At 33.0% G+C, this 16,409-nt stretch carries 13 protein-coding genes; 6 read left to right on the forward strand and 7 right to left on the reverse strand.

Features of this window, described 5'->3' with window-relative positions:
• From ACTPNM_RS10420 to ACTPNM_RS10440, 5 genes are all read right to left on the reverse strand, one after another.
• Positions 1-2,448, reverse strand: a complete 2,448-nt coding sequence (locus tag ACTPNM_RS10420; protein ID WP_440121705.1) for a M1 family aminopeptidase — start codon at positions 2,446-2,448, stop codon at positions 1-3.
• Between the two features lie 119 nt (positions 2,449-2,567).
• Entirely contained in the window at positions 2,568-3,128 is a 561-nt protein-coding gene (locus ACTPNM_RS10425; RefSeq protein WP_440121706.1) for a DUF4252 domain-containing protein, read from the reverse strand.
• A 56-nt stretch (positions 3,129-3,184) separates the two neighbouring features.
• Entirely contained in the window at positions 3,185-3,700 is a 516-nt protein-coding gene (locus tag ACTPNM_RS10430; protein ID WP_440121707.1) for a DUF4252 domain-containing protein, read from the reverse strand.
• Positions 3,701-3,740: 40 nt separating this feature from the next.
• A complete protein-coding gene (locus ACTPNM_RS10435) occupies positions 3,741-4,211 on the reverse strand; it encodes a hypothetical protein (protein ID WP_047788703.1) in 471 nt (156 codons plus the stop codon).
• Complete coding sequence (locus tag ACTPNM_RS10440) at positions 4,198-4,707, reverse strand: RNA polymerase sigma factor (RefSeq protein ID WP_047788702.1); 510 nt, start codon at positions 4,705-4,707, stop codon at positions 4,198-4,200. The genes ACTPNM_RS10435 and ACTPNM_RS10440 overlap by 14 nt, the downstream gene beginning before the upstream one ends.
• Positions 4,708-4,865: 158 nt before the next feature.
• Here ACTPNM_RS10440 and ACTPNM_RS10445 point away from each other — a divergent pair, with 158 nt between their 5' ends.
• Positions 4,866-6,314: a S41 family peptidase gene (locus tag ACTPNM_RS10445; protein WP_440121708.1), complete on the forward strand. Its 1,449-nt coding sequence runs from the start codon at positions 4,866-4,868 to the stop codon at positions 6,312-6,314.
• Positions 6,315-6,482: 168 nt separating this feature from the next.
• On the opposite strand, the gene ACTPNM_RS10450 is transcribed toward ACTPNM_RS10445, so the two are convergent.
• Positions 6,483-7,376: a DUF72 domain-containing protein gene (locus tag ACTPNM_RS10450; protein WP_440121709.1), complete on the reverse strand. Its 894-nt coding sequence runs from the start codon at positions 7,374-7,376 to the stop codon at positions 6,483-6,485.
• Positions 7,373-8,332, reverse strand: a complete 960-nt coding sequence (locus tag ACTPNM_RS10455; RefSeq protein WP_440121710.1) for a patatin-like phospholipase family protein — start codon at positions 8,330-8,332, stop codon at positions 7,373-7,375. The genes ACTPNM_RS10450 and ACTPNM_RS10455 overlap by 4 nt, the downstream gene beginning before the upstream one ends.
• 150 nt (positions 8,333-8,482) lie before the next feature.
• On the opposite strand from ACTPNM_RS10455, the gene ACTPNM_RS10460 reads away from it, so the two are divergent.
• The 5 genes from ACTPNM_RS10460 to ACTPNM_RS10480 all read left to right on the forward strand — a co-directional run bounded on the left by ACTPNM_RS10460 (position 8,483) and on the right by ACTPNM_RS10480 (position 16,398).
• Positions 8,483-9,529, forward strand: coding sequence for a WD40/YVTN/BNR-like repeat-containing protein (locus ACTPNM_RS10460; RefSeq protein WP_440121711.1), 1,047 nt, complete (start codon positions 8,483-8,485; stop codon positions 9,527-9,529).
• A gap of 178 nt (positions 9,530-9,707) precedes the next feature.
• The gene (locus ACTPNM_RS10465; protein WP_440121712.1) at positions 9,708-12,653 is read left to right on the forward strand and encodes an amidohydrolase family protein; all 2,946 of its coding nucleotides are present in this window, start codon (positions 9,708-9,710) and stop codon (positions 12,651-12,653) included.
• 120 nt (positions 12,654-12,773) lie between these two features.
• The gene (locus tag ACTPNM_RS10470) at positions 12,774-14,015 is read left to right on the forward strand and encodes an amidohydrolase family protein (protein WP_440121713.1); all 1,242 of its coding nucleotides are present in this window, start codon (positions 12,774-12,776) and stop codon (positions 14,013-14,015) included.
• Between the two features lie 489 nt (positions 14,016-14,504).
• Entirely contained in the window at positions 14,505-15,302 is a 798-nt protein-coding gene (locus ACTPNM_RS10475) for a TrmH family RNA methyltransferase (RefSeq protein ID WP_440121715.1), read from the forward strand.
• A 208-nt stretch (positions 15,303-15,510) separates the two neighbouring features.
• Positions 15,511-16,398, forward strand: coding sequence for a hypothetical protein (locus ACTPNM_RS10480; RefSeq protein WP_440121716.1), 888 nt, complete (start codon positions 15,511-15,513; stop codon positions 16,396-16,398).
• Positions 16,399-16,409: the final 11 nt, after the last annotated feature.

The following is a 16,409-nucleotide window of genomic DNA, read 5'->3' on the forward strand; positions in this document are numbered from 1 at the left end:
TTATTCAAGTAGCTTCGCCATAGCTATTTGAATAACTTTAAGATGCTTTTCTTTATTGGATGGTTTGTTAGATTTTTGCATTTGTGCCATTTGACGTAATAAGTTAACTCCTACCTGATCAAAGTTATATTGTTTGTATTGAAGTCCTTTAGCTACAATATCGTCAGATAGATTTTGAATTGCCTCTGTATTATTACTTTTTCCAATCTTATCAAATGCTTTTTTATACAATGATTGAATTTTCTTGTTCGGACTTAAAAACATTCCAGACATTACATTACTTGCAATAAAACTTAACTCTTCATCATCATTTTCTTCTAAATAAATACGCGTTAAAGGTGTTGCAATAATCTTTTTAACTGCTAAAGGCAACGTTTTTGATTTTTGAATGGCCAACTGCTTATCGATATAATACATTCCTACCAACGACTTTCCTAATACAGAATATGATTTACTTTCTAGCCCTTTTTCAAATACCGGCTTTAATGCTGGATCTGTTAACTTTCCTAACGTTTCAATTGCCGCAGCTTGTACCAACGTTTTTGGATCGTTTTGAGCGATTTTCATAATTTGATCAATCACATTCTTTTTTGAATATTTATTGATTAAATTAATGTTTTCTAAGGCTAAAATTCTAATCTTATAAAAGTCATTATTCAGAGCATCTGCAACAGCATTAAACGCTTTTTTATCATCTTGATGTTTTGCTACTTCTAACAAAGCTTCCCTCTTATGCACGTAGTTTTCAGCATACTTTAATTGATGAATATAATCACTCAATACTTTATTCTCGTTGATATCACACAGTAATACTCCATCAGCATTTACTTGGATTAAATCTGGTTGTTTGGTAAAAGGAAAGGTAAATGAGGCATCTCTACCTTCTACAAACACAGTATGGCGTGTACGCTTACTTCCTTCAAAAACATCAATTGCAAACGGGAATTTAAATTCATTCATTTGAGATTGAATAATATTCACCGTTACTGTTTTTCTTAGTTCATTAAAATCATAAGAAATTGACAACTTCGGGTGCCCACTATTAAAATACCACTGATTAAAAAACCAGTTTAAGTCTTTACCACTTACTTTTTCAAAAGCTAAACGTAATTGATGCGCTTCTCCCGTTCCGTATTTATTATCTGTTAAATAGGTGTTTAATCCTTCATAAAAAGCATCGTCACCTAAATAATTACGTAACATGTGTAAAATAGCCCCTCCTTTGTTATAGCTAACCGCATCAAACATATCTTCTTTATCATCATAATAAAAACGAACTAAATGCTTATCATAGTTTTGTCCGTTTTTATAACCTTCAATATCTTCAAACAAATGTGTGTCTGCTTCATCTTTTCCATATTTATGCTCTAACCATAAATACTCGCTGTAATTAGCAAAACTTTCGTTCACAGTTAAATTACTCCAACTCTCTGTAGTTACTAAATCGCCAAACCAATGATGAAAAGCTTCGTGTGCAATTGTGTTTTCTTGTACATTTTCGTCAATTAATTGTCCTGGAGTTTGGTAGGCTCTTTCCCCATGAATTACAGCAGTAGTATTCTCCATTGCTCCACTTACATAATCACGTCCTACAATTTGTGCATATTTATTCCACGGATATTCTATTCCTGTAATTTTTGAGAAGAAAGCCAACATTTCGGGAGTATTTCCAAAAATATCTTTTGCATACGGAGCATACTCCTTCTCTACATAATAATCTACAGAAATATCTTTGTATTTATCTTTGATTACTTCATACTCTCCTACTCCCATAAAAAATAAATACGGAGCGTGTTTTTGAGTAAAATTCCAATAATCAGTACGAGTACCATTAGCGTTGGTAGTTTGCTTTTCTAATTTCCCGTTAGAAAGTGTTACATACTTTTGTGGAACAGTAATATAAATTTCTTGTGATGTCTTTTGGTTTGGAGCATCAATCGTTGGAAACCAACAACTACTTGCTTCGGTTTCTCCTTGCGTCCAAATTTGGGTTGGTTTATTTTTATCAAAACCTGTTGGATTAATAAAGTATAATCCTTTTGCAGATGTAATAGCAGCGCTTCCTTTTTGTTTAACCTTTTCTGGTCGAGCTGTATACTTAATATATAGTGTAAACTCTTCGTTTCGCTTATATGTACGAGGTAAGTTAATAATTAACTCATAATCATCATAATTATACTCTAGTGGTTGATTATTCATCGTTACTTTATGAATAACCATTGCTTTAGCATCTAACGTTACCTTATCTGTTTCATAAAAATGTGTTGTTAAGGTTACCCATTCTTCCCCATTCATTTCCTTTTCTTGAAAGTTAAAATCTACTTTTAACTTCGTATGAATTAAGTTATGAACTTTATCTCTTTCAGCTCTATAAACTTTCTTTGATTGGGAAAATAGGCTTGCTGTAAAGAAAACAGCGATAAAAACAAGGAGTTTGTTAAATTTCATATGTTTTTGTTTAGAGTTCAAAAATATGAAATTCTATTGGGAGGCTTGTTAATGAGCCGTTAAAAAGAAAAAAGCCATCAGATCATCTGATGGCTTCTTTATATTTTCAATACTAATTTTTATTCTGTTTCTTCTGAAGAGCTGTGCTTTTCGTCAAAAATCATTTTAAATTGCTTTAAATCTAAATTTCCTGCATCCATCTTAGCTTTTTGCATCATTTCCATAATCTTTCCTACATTCATGTTTTCTCCTAGAACACGAGCAACTCCCACTCCCATTTCTTTACCATAACCAAAAGCTACGATTTCGTCAATAGCATCAGCATCTCCAGAATAGTAGATTGCTGCATTAGCTCCATCTTTTTTGAATTTCATTAATTCTTTATAACTCGACTTTTTAAAGATAGACTTTAACTTCTCTTTTTCTGCCTCATAACTAGCTTCATCTAAATTCTTATAAGGAACTCCAGTTATGTTTATTTTTTTAATGCTATTGTACGCTTCTTTATCTTGTTCAGAAGCTTTATCCATGCTTAATTGTAATACACTTGCAGGAACATCAAAAGTTATAAAACCTTCTTTTTCTTGGCTTTCTACCAAGTAACTTTGTAACGATTCTGTTTTACAGGAAACTGTTACAAACGCTACTAGTAACATTGAGTATATAAATAGTTTTTTCATTGTTGTTAGTTTTTGATTAAAAGCAGCGTTAACGAATTAACGCTGCCTTGTTTGTTTTATTTGTTATTCTTTCCGTCTTTAGAAAACGTCTCTGCTAATTTTGACATTTTATTAATATCTATATTACCAGTTAACGAAACTATTACAGATTCTGGTGAACCACCATTAGAGTTTTTGTCTTTTACAAACATTAATACTTCGCTTACAAAGTCTTTGTTTTTAGTAGACTTTACATAGATTTTAACACGAGAATCTTTGTCTTTTACACGCATTAACTCTATTAAATTACTCTTTTTAATGGCAGATTTTACCATACTTTCCATTTGAGCAGATACTTTTGCACTTTCAGTTGAAAACACCTTTAATTCTTGTAAGTCTTGAATCATTTTAAAAACTTCCATCGCTTCATTATCTTCTGATTCTACTTTGAATTTAGATAAAATTTCAAAAGCATCTTTATTTACTACCACTGATGATACCTCATCTAGGTCTTCTAATTTATCGAACATTGATTGCCCGAAACTAACATTAGCTATAAATACGAATGCGAATAATAATATTACTTTTTTCATGATTTTCTTGGTTTATAAGTACTTGGTTTTACTTTCTTAATTAATTTACTGTGTTTATTACTTTGTTTACTGTTTCTTCGTAGGCTCCTAATTGTTCAATAGCATCATTTCCTTTTTTTAGGTTGTTTGAAACTGCATATAATGCATCGTTTCCTTTGTTTAGATTGACCGAAACTAGTTGCAACGCTTCTTTAATTTGTGCAAACTGTTTACGTTGTTGATACTTTTTGTACTCTTCATTACCCATGAAAACACTAAATAGTAAGACTACTGACGCTGCTACTGATAACCATTTCCAGTTCTTCTTAGTTTTCTCAGGTTTTAACTGAATGGTTTTCGTAAAGGTTTCGTCTTTACTTTGTTTAAAATAGCCAAACATCATACTATATTCTTGCAAATGCGGTGCCACGTTGTTTGAGGTAAAATACTCTTGTAACGTTTGCTCTTCTTGCAATGTTGTTTCTGCGTCTAGGTATTTATCTAATAACTTTTCTATGTTAGCTAACTCCATAGTTGTGTTGTTTTATTAATTCTTGTCTTATTGCTTTTCTAGCTCTTGATAATGCTACTCTTACAGCTGTTGGTTTCATATCAACCATTTTACATATTTCATCAAAATCATATTGTTCAATATCTCTTAATTGTATGATTATTTTTTGCTGCTCTGGTAACTTCTCTATAAGCTCATGTACTCGGTTTACACTGTCGTTATGTTCTACTCTCTTCTCTAAAGGAGTATCTTTCTCTTTATAATTGCTATGAACCAATGTTAAATTACTTGCCTGTTTAGACTTTAATCTGTCATAACAGTAATTCTTCGTCATGGTCATTGCAAATGCCTCTACATTTTTATAATTAGAGAGCTTCTCTCTATTTCTCCACAATTTAAAGTACAACTCTTGTGTAGCATCCTCAGCTTCTTCTGTAGAAACCAACAATCTTTTCGCTAAACGAAAGACTTTGTCTTTAAATGGTAATACAACTTTTAAAAAGTCCGATTGGTTCATGGTTTGGTTAATTAGTTCTGTAAGCCTATTAAAACATTTGCGTCTTATTTAACAGGTTTACATATCTACGACGACGCAGTTTCAAGTTTGTTACATCAATAATAAAAAAAATAATATTATTCAGTAAATTGCGTTGTTGTTACAACTAATATACTCTTATGAAATTACTTAAAGCATCCCTTATCGTCTTATTTTCAATAATACTTGTTTCATGTAGTGAAAAAGACGATGCACCTAAAAACATAGAGGTTCAAAATTTTGTTTGGAAAGGCTTAAACGCCTACTACTTATGGCAAGATTTAGTTCCTGATTTAGCAGATAGACGTTTTAGTAACGACAGTGAATTATATAGTTATTTATCAGCGTATGACGATCCTGCTAATTTATTTTACAGTTTATTGTACATGCCTAATGAATACCCTAAAGATCCTAACAGAACGTATTCTTGGATTGTAGACGACTATATTGCTTTAGAAGAAGCTTTTGCTGGTACACGCTTAACAAGTGGTATGAAACTAGAAGGAGCTGACTATGCAAATGGTTCTGGAGCTTATTATATATATGTATACGATGTTGTAACTGGTTCTGATGCCGATGCACAAGGGGTTACTCGTGGTATGATTATTACTGAGATTAACGGAACAACTATAACTAGAGATAATGTAAATGATTTATTAGACAATGATACATTTACTATTCATTTAGCTGATTATAATGGCGGAAACCCAGTTAGTAACGGAACAACTATTACAGTTACGAAATCTCAAGTAACAGAAAACCCTGTAAAAGTTACCAATGTAATTACTAATGGTAGCCATACCATTGGATATTTAATGTATAATCAATTCTCTAGAAATTTTGATGGAGAGTTAAATGCTGCCTTTGCTCAGTTTCAATCAGCTGGTCTTACCGACTTAATCATCGATTTACGTTATAATGGTGGTGGATCTGTACAAACTGCAACTTATTTAGGAAGTATGATCACAGGACAGTTTCCTGGTGATTTGTTTGCTAAACAAGTATGGAACCATAAAGTGATGGAAGTAACAAATCCTGATTTATTAATTAATAACTTTACAGATCAAATTTTAAATAAAGACCAACAAGGAAATGTGGTGTTAGATGAAGCCATTAATAGCTTAAACCTAACCACTGTATATTTTATAGTATCTGGTGATTCTGCCTCAGCTTCTGAACTGGTTATCAACTCGCTTAAACCTTATATTGATGTAAAGCTAGTAGGAACACAAACTTACGGAAAACATGTAGGTTCAATAACCTTATACGATTCTGATGATTATACCCGTAATGGTGACAACTTAAAGGGTCATACTTGGGCAATGCAACCTATTGTATTAGAAATTCAAAATGTTGATGGTGAGAATGCTCCTGAAGGCTTTATACCTGAAGTTATCATTGATGAAGATCCAGGTAACTTGGGCATTTTAGGAGATCCTAACGAGCCTTTATTACAAAGAACCATTCAATACATTACAACTGGAGCAAAAGGAGTACCTACCATGAAAAAAGGAGTTCAATTTTCTCCATCATGGAATTCAAACATGATGCGCCCTGATTATAACAATATGTATGTGGAGTTGAAATAATATAATTATCCTATATAAATAAAGAATCCAGCTAAATAGCTGGATTTTTTTTAGAAAAAAGAATTAAACGTCATTTCGACCAAAGGAGAAATCTTTTGAATACTTGTCACTCCAATGAAAAGATTCCTCCTCGTACCTCATTCGGAATGACTAAACCATCTTGCTTTATTACAACAAACTCATTTGTTGATTATTATCTTCATTAGGAATCTTTAAGTCAACTCCTAACTCCTTGTTTAGCTTTTTTATAAAATACGCTGCTAATAATGGCGATTCTACTTCTAAATTTTGATGGATAAAAAAGTGAATATTCTCTAATCCTAAATCATTCCATTCTTTTAAACGAACCACCCAATCATCCAAACGTGCATAATCAGACGGATGATTTGCTCCAACATAACGAACAAAAGCTTCGTTATTCGTTAAGCGCATATGCATCATATCTCTTCTACCTGCTGTATCTACTAACACATTGGCTATGTTATGTTCTTCAAACAGCTGTGTAAACTCTTCAAACACCGTTGTATCTTCAAACCAATCTGGGTGACGAACCTCAATAGCTAATGGTATACCTTTAGGCCAGCTCACTACAAAATTTTGTAATCTGTCAAAGTTTTTATTTCCAAAATTAGCATGTAACTGTAAAAAGATGGTGCCTAACTTTTCTTGTAAATGCGAGGCATTATCTAAATAAACATTTACCGCATCTTGTACACCCTGTAAACGCTTCCAGTGGCTTATCTCCTGCCCTAGTTTAGGAAAGAATTTAAAGTTTTTAGGAGTTTTAGCTTTCCACTTTTCAAACTGTTCTGCAGGAAACTGTCGGTAAAAAGTAGCATTGAGCTCTATTGAGTTAAACTGTTTCGAATAATACTCCAATTCATCTTTAGTACCTCTTGGATAAAACCCTTTTAAATCAGCTTTATTCCATTTTGCACAACCCACATACACCTTAGGTGTACCACTTTTTTCAAAGGAACTTAATAGCTCTATTGTTTTAGGGTGTGTTTCAGGTAATGTAAAATCTATTAACTCTGGGTGTTCTACTTTTCCAAACTTCATACTTCACTATTTTCTATTCCTTCCTCAATTTCCTGATTATCTACCATCTCTGGTCTAAACTCAGTCATTCTATCATCATTCAGCTTTTTCGCATATTTATGTCCCGATTTCCACCACTGCTTCATTTTTTCTTTATCAAAAACTAGCGAATTAGTTGTTAATACTGTTGGAGTATAGTATAAATTCAACTTTACATTATGTTGTTTGGCAGATAGCTTTCCAATAGTAATATTATGCCTTTCTACATTTTCCAACATAAAATCAAACGTATCCATCATTAATGAAAAAGGGTTTTTAGCAGGTAGTCGATTCATTTGTGTTACTTCTGTAGCTAAAATAATTGCATCAACCTCTGTAGCCCCTCTTGCTATAGCTTCACGAATAGGTATTAAACTTCCAAAACCACCATCAGCATACTGACAATGATCTTTTTCTAACAAACTCATAAAAGGCACGTAATTACACGAGCCCCAAATCCAATCGCAAAAATCTTCATATTCACATTCTAAGATAGACTTGTACTCAATTTGATTCGCTGTTAAGTTAGATACCGTTACTACTACTTCTTTATTCAGCCTTCTAATTTCATCGTACATCTCTTTAGTAACACTCTTAGTTATAAGCTTTCGTAAATTCTTACTCTCGCCAAAAGTTTTACGACCATTTAAAAAGTTCCAAAAAGTATTTCTATGTCGTATAGAAACCACTTTTTCTCCATGTACCGATTTTATTTTAAAGGGACTGTTACTAAAAATAGCTTTTTGATCTACCGATGTATATACTTCTTTAAGTTCATCAACCATACCCAAAGCCAAATGAGAAACCATTAAACTACCTGTTGATGTTCCTAAAAGCATATCGTAATCTTTATTTTTATGATTCATTAGGTATTGTGCAACACCGCCTGCAAAGGCTCCTTTACTTCCCCCTCCTGAAATTACTAAGGCTTTTTTCATTGATTTAAGTTTGGTTTTCCTATTTTTAGTTCTGTAAAAATATCAAAAAAATAGAACCAACATATTTAAAGTAAACTTTCTCTTCAGCTTTACTAATTATTTTAAATACCAAAGGTTACTTATTCCATTTAAAACAACTAAAACAAACACATGAAACGATTAGCATTCCTTTTTTTACTCTCTTTTACAATACTATCTTGTAAACAAGAAAAGAAAGCTCCTAGAACTTTTGATACTATTAAAATTACTGAATTTAAACAAGACAGCACCAGTATTAGAGCCATACTAGCTATTAGTAACAGTGAATTGATTTATGCAGGCTCTAAAGGAGATATTACAACAACAAGAGATGGTGGTAGAACGTGGCAAACACAAACTTTAAAGTATAATGATACTATTATACCACACTTTAGAAGTATTGCCAAAAATGGTGAAAACATATTTGCCTTATCGGTAGCAAACCCAGCCTTATTATATAAAGGAAGTGAAAATAAGTATGAATTAGTATATACTGAAAAACACGAAAAGGTTTTTTATGACTGCATGAAGTTCTTTGCTGATGGGAAGCATGGTATTGCCGTTGGAGACCCTACAGAAAATTGTCCGTCTGTTATTCTTACCTCAGACGGAGGAAACACTTGGACAAAACTACCTTGCTCTCAACTACCTGCTTTTAAAGAAGGAGAAGCTTTCTTTGCTGCTAGTAATACCAATATTGCTATTGTAAATAATACTGTTTGGATAGGTTCTGGAGGAGCCAAAGCACGTATTTTAAAATCTACCGACTTTGGAAACACTTGGGAGGTTTTTGATACACCAATTGTACAGGGTGAAGGACCACAAGGAATTTACTCTATTGATTTTTATGATGAAAACCATGGAATTGCTATTGGAGGAAACTATTCGAAGCCAGAAGATAATAACGCTAATAAAGCAATTACTACCGATGGTGGTAAAACATGGACCCTTGTGGCTAATAATATGAATCCTAATTACAAAAGCTGCGTACAATATGTACCTAACACAAACGGAGAAAAAGTTTTTGCTGTTGGAAAAACAGGTATTTCATTTTCTAACGATGGCGGACATACTTGGAAACAAATAAGCAAGGAAAGCTACTATGCTATACAGTTTATTGACAGCAACACAGCTTGGTTATCTGGTCATGAAAAGATTGGAAAGCTAGTTCTTAACTAAACTATCTTAGGGCAAATAAACAAAGAACTATAAGAAAACCCATTTTAAGTCTATTAGGTAAGCCTTGGTGGATTAAATTATTGGCTATCACCCTGTGATTAATTCTTAATGTTTTGTTAAAAGGAATTATTTTCCTTTTTAACTCTATATTTTTATGAGCTAATCAACTCAATTTTAAATGAAAAAAATACTATTCTTACTCTTATCCCTGTGTATTAGTACTTCTTTTGCACAAGGATACTTTCCTACCAACACAGGAGTAAAGTCATCCAAAAACAATGTGTACGCTTTTACCAATGCTACCATTTTTGTTACTCCTACCCAAGTAGTAAAAAAAGGAACACTACTTATTAAAGACGGAAAAGTTGTTTCTGTAGGTAAATCAGTTAACATACCTAACGAAGCACAAGTAATTAACTTAGATGGGAAATCTATGTATCCTTCTTTTGTAGATGCTTATTCAACCTTTGGTATTGCAAAACCTAAACGTGAAAGTGGTCGTGGTAAAAGACCACAATACGATGCTGGTAGAAAAGGATATTACTGGAACGATCATATTCGTCCAGATGTAGACGCATCTGCTGAGTTTAACTTTGATGCTAAAAAAGCCAAAGAATTATTGTCTTTAGGTTTTGGTGCTGTTAATACACATCTAGAAGATGGTATCATGCAAGGTAACGGAGTTTTAGTTGCTTTAAACCCTAATAGTTCTGATGCTTACAGAATATTAGACAAAGAATCAGGAAACTACTTATCGTTTTCTAAAAGTGCTAAATCACGTCAAAGCTACCCTACTTCACGTATGGGAGCCATGGCACTATTACGTCAAACATATTTAGATGCTGATTGGTATGCTAAAGGAAATGCAAAAAATACCGATTTAGCTTTAGAAGCCTTAAATAATAAAAAAGAGTTACCACAAATATTTAATGCTGGTGGATACCTAGACAATATACGTGCCGACAAAGTTGGTGATGAGTTTGGAATTCAATATACCATTGTAGGTGGAGGAAACGAATATGAAAGAATCAATGATATTAAAGCAACCAATGCTACTTATATTCTTCCTATTAATTTTAGAAAGGCATACGATGTATCTAACCCTTTCTTAACAGATAAAATTGCGTTGAGTGATATGCGCTCTTGGAATCAAGAACCAGCAAATCCTTCAATTTTAGCAAAAAACAATATTCCTTTTGCTTTAACTACCTATAAATTAAAGAAAGTAAAAGAGTTTAATAGCAATCTTCAAAAAGCTATTACTTACGGGTTAGATAAAACCACTGCCTTAAAAGCGTTAACTACAGTACCTGCTCAAATTTTAAAAAATGACAAAGTTGGTAACTTAAAAGCAGGTAGCTATGCTAACTTTTTAATTACCTCTGGTGATATTTTTGATAAGCAAACTACTTTATATGAAAACTGGGTACAAGGTGATAAAAACACCATTAACTCAATGGATATTAAAGATATTACTGGTAAGTACACATTAACAGTTAACGGGAAGTCGTACGATATGACGATTACTGGTAAAGGTGCTAAACAAACAGTTGCTTTAAAAAGTGGTGAAACAAAAATAAATAGTAAATCATCTTTTAGTAACAACTGGTTACATATATCATTTAAAGATAGTGACAACTATACTCGCTTAACAGCATTTGTAAAAAACAAACAACAAATTACAGGTACTGCTACCGATAATAACGGAAACGAAAGTTCTTGGAGTGCTACTTTTACTGGAAAAGCTGATGCTAAAAAGAAAGACAACAAGAAAAAAGACAATACTCCTGAAGTTGTTGCTGTTTCATATCCAAACATCGGATTAGGAAACTCTACAGTACCACAAAAGGAAACTATTTTAATTAAAAATGCTACGGTATGGACTTCAGAAAACAACGAAGTACTAAACAATGCCGATATATTAATTAAAGATGGTAAAATAACTAAAATAGGCACCAACCTATCTTCAAGAGGTGCAAAAGTTATAGATGGAACTGGTAAGTATGTAACCGCAGGTATTATTGATGAGCATTCACATATTGCTACTTCCGCAGTAAACGAATCAGGACATAACTCAACAGCTGAGGTTACTATTGAAGACGTTATTAACCCTAACGATGTAAATATTTACAGAAACATTGCAGGTGGTGTTACTTCTATTCAAGTATTACACGGTTCTGCCAATCCTATTGGTGGACGTTCAGCAATTATCAAACTAAAATGGGGAGAGAATGCTGACGGAATGTTATACAACAACACTCCTAAGTTTATCAAATTTGCCTTAGGTGAAAACGTAAAACAATCTAACTGGGGAGATTTAAATACCATTCGTTTCCCTCAAACACGTATGGGAGTTGAACAAGTATATATTGACTACTTCCAAAGAGCCAAAGAATACGATGCTAAAAAGAAAAGCGGACAGCCATATCGTAAGGATATTGAGTTAGAAACCTTAGCAGAAATTATTAATAAAGATCGTTTTATTTCTTGTCACTCATACGTACAATCAGAAATTAATATGTTGATGAAGGTTGCAGAACAATTCAACTTTAACATTAATACGTTTACCCACATTTTAGAAGGATATAAAGTAGCAGATAAAATGAAAGAACACGGAGTTGGTGGTTCTACTTTTGCTGACTGGTGGGCATATAAATACGAAGTTAACGACGCTATACCATACAACGCTGCTATTATGCACAACCAAGGTGTTACCGTTGCTATTAATTCTGATGATGCAGAAATGTCTCGTAGATTGAATCAAGAAGCTGCTAAATTGATTAAATATGGAGGTTTAAGCGAGCAAGAAGCTTGGGCTACAGTAACTATCAATCCTGCAAAACTATTACACTTAAACGACCGTACAGGAAGTATTAAAGTAGGTAAAGATGCCGATGTAGTTGTATGGAGCGGAAATCCACTTTCAGTATATTCTAAAGCAGAGAAAACAATTATTGACGGAGCTGTTTATTTTGATATTGAAAAAGACTTAGAAAAGCGTAAAGCTATTAAAGCAGAGCGTGCTAAGTTAATTAACATGATGTTACAAGAGAAGATTAAAGGAGGTAAAACACAAGCTCCTAAAAAGAAAACTCAGAAATTATTTCACTGTGATACAGAATAATCCTCACAGAGAAATTTAGTAAGATTAACTACTAAGTATAAACTAATAGTAACAAAAATTTAAAACGTGAAAATTAAATATATATATAACATATTATGCTTCTTGTTTATAGGAAACATAATGGCGCAACAAACACCAGCACCCAAGCAAGCTGAAGCTTATAGTATTGAAGGTGCTACAGCACACTTAGGAAACGGAAAAGTGATTGAGAACTCTTTAATTATGTTCTCTAACGGAAAAATTGAATTTGTAGGAAGTGCTAATATGAGAATTGCCCGTATGGGAACTGTTATTAATGCCAAAGGAAAACACGTATATCCAGGATTCATTGCAGCAAACACCTCTTTAGGTTTAGCTGAAATTGATGCTGTTCGTGCAACGAGAGATTTTGATGAGGTAGGTTCTATGTTACCACACATTCGTAGTATTATTGCTTATAATGCAGAAAGTAAAGTGGTAGAAACCATGCGTCCTAACGGAGTATTAATGGCACAAATTACCCCACGTGGTGGAGTTATTTCTGGTACCTCTTCGGTAGTACAATTAGATGCTTGGAACTGGGAAGATGCTGCTATTAAAACCGATGATGGTGTTCACATGAACTGGCCTCAGGTATTCTCGAGAGGTCGTTGGTGGATGGGTGAAGATCCAGGATTAAAACCTAACAAAAACTATCAAAAAAGCATTGATAAGCTTAAAGAGTTTTTCGCCAATACAAAAAGCTACCTAGCAGGTAACAAAACACCTAAAAACTTACCATACGAAGCTTTACAGGGAGTTTTAAATGGTTCGCAAAGAATGTTTGTACACGTATCGGGTGAAAAAGGAATTACTGATGCTGTAAATATTTGTAAAGAGTTAGGCGTTAAAAATATCGTGATTGTTCGCGGACAAGAGGCTGAAAAAGTTGCTGACTTATTAAAAGCAAACAATGTACCTGTTATTTTAGAACGTGCTCACCGCTTGCCTAATGGTGAAGATGCAGATTATGACAGACCTTTTAGAGCGGCTAAGATATTAACCGATGCAGGTATTTTAGTAGGTTTAGGTATGGAAGGAGATATGGAACGTATGAGTACACGTAATTTGCCTTTTTATGCAGGAACTTATGCTGCTTACGGATTAGGTAAAGAAAAAGCCTTACAATTAATTACTCAAAACAATGCTAAAATTTTAGGTGTTGACAACGTAGGAACCTTAGAAGTTGGTAAAGACGCTACCCTATTTATTTCTGAAGGTGATGCGTTAGATATGCGTACTAACATTTTAACAGCTGCTTTTATACAAGGAAGAAAAATTAGCCTAGAATCGCATCAAACAAAATTATGGAAGCGTTATGCTAATAAGTATAAAAACCAATAAACACCATCCTTAACGAATGAGATAGAAAATCTCATTACTAGAACTTAAAAACATCATTCCGTAAAAAGAATGATGTTTTTTTATACACTAATAGTAAACTACCTCGAAGCAAACTCTCGAGGCATTTATAGGAAAAAAGTTCTTGATTTTCGAGGCAAGCCTCGGGGTATTAAACCCTTTGGCGGTGCCAATAAGCATACGCTACTGTATGGTAACTTCATACACCACTGTATTATAACACCATACAGTAGTGTCGGGTGACTTCATACACTACTGTATGAAGCTTAATACAAACTAGTACACCCCATATTTTGATTTTGTTTGAAGATTCAAACAGTAGCATCTGGTGTTAAACAACAGTGGTGTTTGGTGTTGGGCAACAGTACTGTTGTTTGCTTAACAACAGCTATAGCTAGTAATTATTCTTTTAGTAAGATGGTATTTTATTATAAAACAGAATAGTACTTTTGTATTTAGATATCATAGCAGATGAAACAGATTAGCAGTACACAAAACGCCTATATAAAAGAGCTTTTAAAGCTTCAAGAAAAATCTAGAGAACGTAAGAAGAAAGGATTGTTTTTAGTAGAAGGACAACGTGAAATTTCGTTAGTTGTTAAAGGAGGTTATGAAATAGATACCCTGCTGTTTGTTGCTGATATGTTTACCGAAGAAAGTGTAAACAAAATTCTAAATAAGGCTGCTAATTGTATAGAAATAACAAAAGAAGTATACCAAAAGCTAGCCTATCGTGATACTACCGAGGGTATTATTGCTGTAGTAAAAGCTAAAAATTTCGATTTAAACGCTATTGAATTCAACACCACTACTCCACTCGTATTGGTTATGGAAGGTATTGAAAAACCAGGGAATATTGGTGCTATGTTACGTACTGCCGATGCTGCAAATGTAGATGCTGTTTTTATTGCCAACCCAAAAACGGATTTATTCAATCCTAATATCATACGTTCTAGTGTGGGTTGTGTATTTACCAATCAGATAGCTACAGGTACTTCTGAAGACATTATAGCATACTTACAGGAGCATAACATTAATATTTACAGTGCTACCCTACAAAACTCAAACGAATACCATAAAAACGACTATACAAAGGCCACTGCTTTGGTAGTGGGTACTGAAGCTACAGGATTAACGCAAGTTTGGCGAGACGAAGCTACTCAGAATATCAACATCCCAATGCAAGGTGAAATAGACTCTATGAATGTATCGGTTGCCGCAGCTATCCTAACTTTTGAAGCCAAACGTCAACGTAATTTTGTACAATAAGCTTACTTATCAATATTGAAAAACATCTTTTTAACCGTACATTTTTGTGCGGTTTTTTATTTTGTTTTATCTTGGCTAACGCTAATAAAAAAAGAATAAAAATTGCTATAGACTTCCGTTTATCACTTGTAATACCCCGGATAAAAGTAGTTTTAGTTCTTTTATAACTAGTTGTGTTTAATTAAAAAACTCAATACAGAATCATAAAATGGAAAAAACCTGGGCATCTGGAGCTTTAGAATTGTTAAAACACGCTGATGAACATATAAACAAAGGACAAGCTTTTGACCAAAGAATTGCTTTTATAAGTATAGACAGCTCCGTTGAAACAGCCATAAGAACCTTTATATTTATGCCATTTAGTCTATCTAAAGTTAAATTTTCATTTAAAGAAAAAGAGGAAATAGGAAATTCTTTTCCAAAAATGGTAAATCTTTTGAGTGAAAAAGCAAGTAATAAAATATCTGGAATCGAATTATCTGATATTGAATTTTATCATAGATTAAGAAACCAATTATACCATGAAGGAACAGGACTAAGTGTTGACAAAAACCATCTTGAAGCTTATAGAACTCTCGGAGAGTTACTTCTCAAAAACTTATTTCAAATTGAATTTAATTATTCAACTACTGATAAACCTCTATCAAGTTTAATTATCTTTTGGGAAGAAATAGATAAACTGATAAAGCAATTATTTTACTCTAATAATATTGACTTTGGCAACACTTTCAAGTGGGAAGAAGCACTACAAAAAAACATAATAACTAAACATCAAATATCATTATTTAACGAACTAAAAAGAATAAGAAACGAGCAAGTTCATTCATTATCAGATGAAATAAACTTGACAAGAATTTCTTATGGAATAGAAATAGCTTCTGAGTTAAGAAATACTCTTGAAAGAGGTATGAAAGATAATATTCTAAAGTATTTTAAAGAGCACCCAACTGAAGTATTCGCTATAAGAGCGATTGCACATATATTTTCAATTTCAAAGAGTTTTACTTCACAAATAATAGAAACTTTAGAACAAGAAGGGAAACTTATATCTGGAATTGAAGAAAAAACTGGAATTAAGTTATTTCAAGTGTGTTGATAAAAACAAAA

The organism is Tenacibaculum sp. Ill, from assembly GCF_051938915.1.
Taxonomy (GTDB): Bacteria; Bacteroidota; Bacteroidia; order Flavobacteriales; family Flavobacteriaceae; genus Polaribacter; species Polaribacter larymnensis.

What these genes read in the sequence shown, in the direction of transcription:
- ACTPNM_RS10445 (WP_440121708.1), top strand. Translation starts at nt 4,866, where the DNA reads ATGAAATTACTTAAAGCATCCCTTATCGTCTTATTTTCAATAATACTT.
- ACTPNM_RS10420 (WP_440121705.1), bottom strand. Translation starts at nt 2,448, where the DNA reads ATGAAATTTAACAAACTCCTTGTTTTTATCGCTGTTTTCTTTACAGCA.
- ACTPNM_RS10475 (WP_440121715.1), top strand. Translation starts at nt 14,505, where the DNA reads ATGAAACAGATTAGCAGTACACAAAACGCCTATATAAAAGAGCTTTTA.
- ACTPNM_RS10430 (WP_440121707.1), bottom strand. Translation starts at nt 3,700, where the DNA reads ATGAAAAAAGTAATATTATTATTCGCATTCGTATTTATAGCTAATGTT.
- ACTPNM_RS10450 (WP_440121709.1), bottom strand. Translation starts at nt 7,376, where the DNA reads ATGAAGTTTGGAAAAGTAGAACACCCAGAGTTAATAGATTTTACATTA.
- ACTPNM_RS10440 (WP_047788702.1), bottom strand. Translation starts at nt 4,707, where the DNA reads ATGAACCAATCGGACTTTTTAAAAGTTGTATTACCATTTAAAGACAAA.
- ACTPNM_RS10460 (WP_440121711.1), top strand. Translation starts at nt 8,483, where the DNA reads ATGAAACGATTAGCATTCCTTTTTTTACTCTCTTTTACAATACTATCT.
- ACTPNM_RS10435 (WP_047788703.1), bottom strand. Translation starts at nt 4,211, where the DNA reads ATGGAGTTAGCTAACATAGAAAAGTTATTAGATAAATACCTAGACGCA.
- ACTPNM_RS10425 (WP_440121706.1), bottom strand. Translation starts at nt 3,128, where the DNA reads ATGAAAAAACTATTTATATACTCAATGTTACTAGTAGCGTTTGTAACA.
- ACTPNM_RS10465 (WP_440121712.1), top strand. Translation starts at nt 9,708, where the DNA reads ATGAAAAAAATACTATTCTTACTCTTATCCCTGTGTATTAGTACTTCT.
- ACTPNM_RS10480 (WP_440121716.1), top strand. Translation starts at nt 15,511, where the DNA reads ATGGAAAAAACCTGGGCATCTGGAGCTTTAGAATTGTTAAAACACGCT.
- ACTPNM_RS10470 (WP_440121713.1), top strand. Translation starts at nt 12,774, where the DNA reads ATGGCGCAACAAACACCAGCACCCAAGCAAGCTGAAGCTTATAGTATT.
- ACTPNM_RS10455 (WP_440121710.1), bottom strand. Translation starts at nt 8,332, where the DNA reads ATGAAAAAAGCCTTAGTAATTTCAGGAGGGGGAAGTAAAGGAGCCTTT.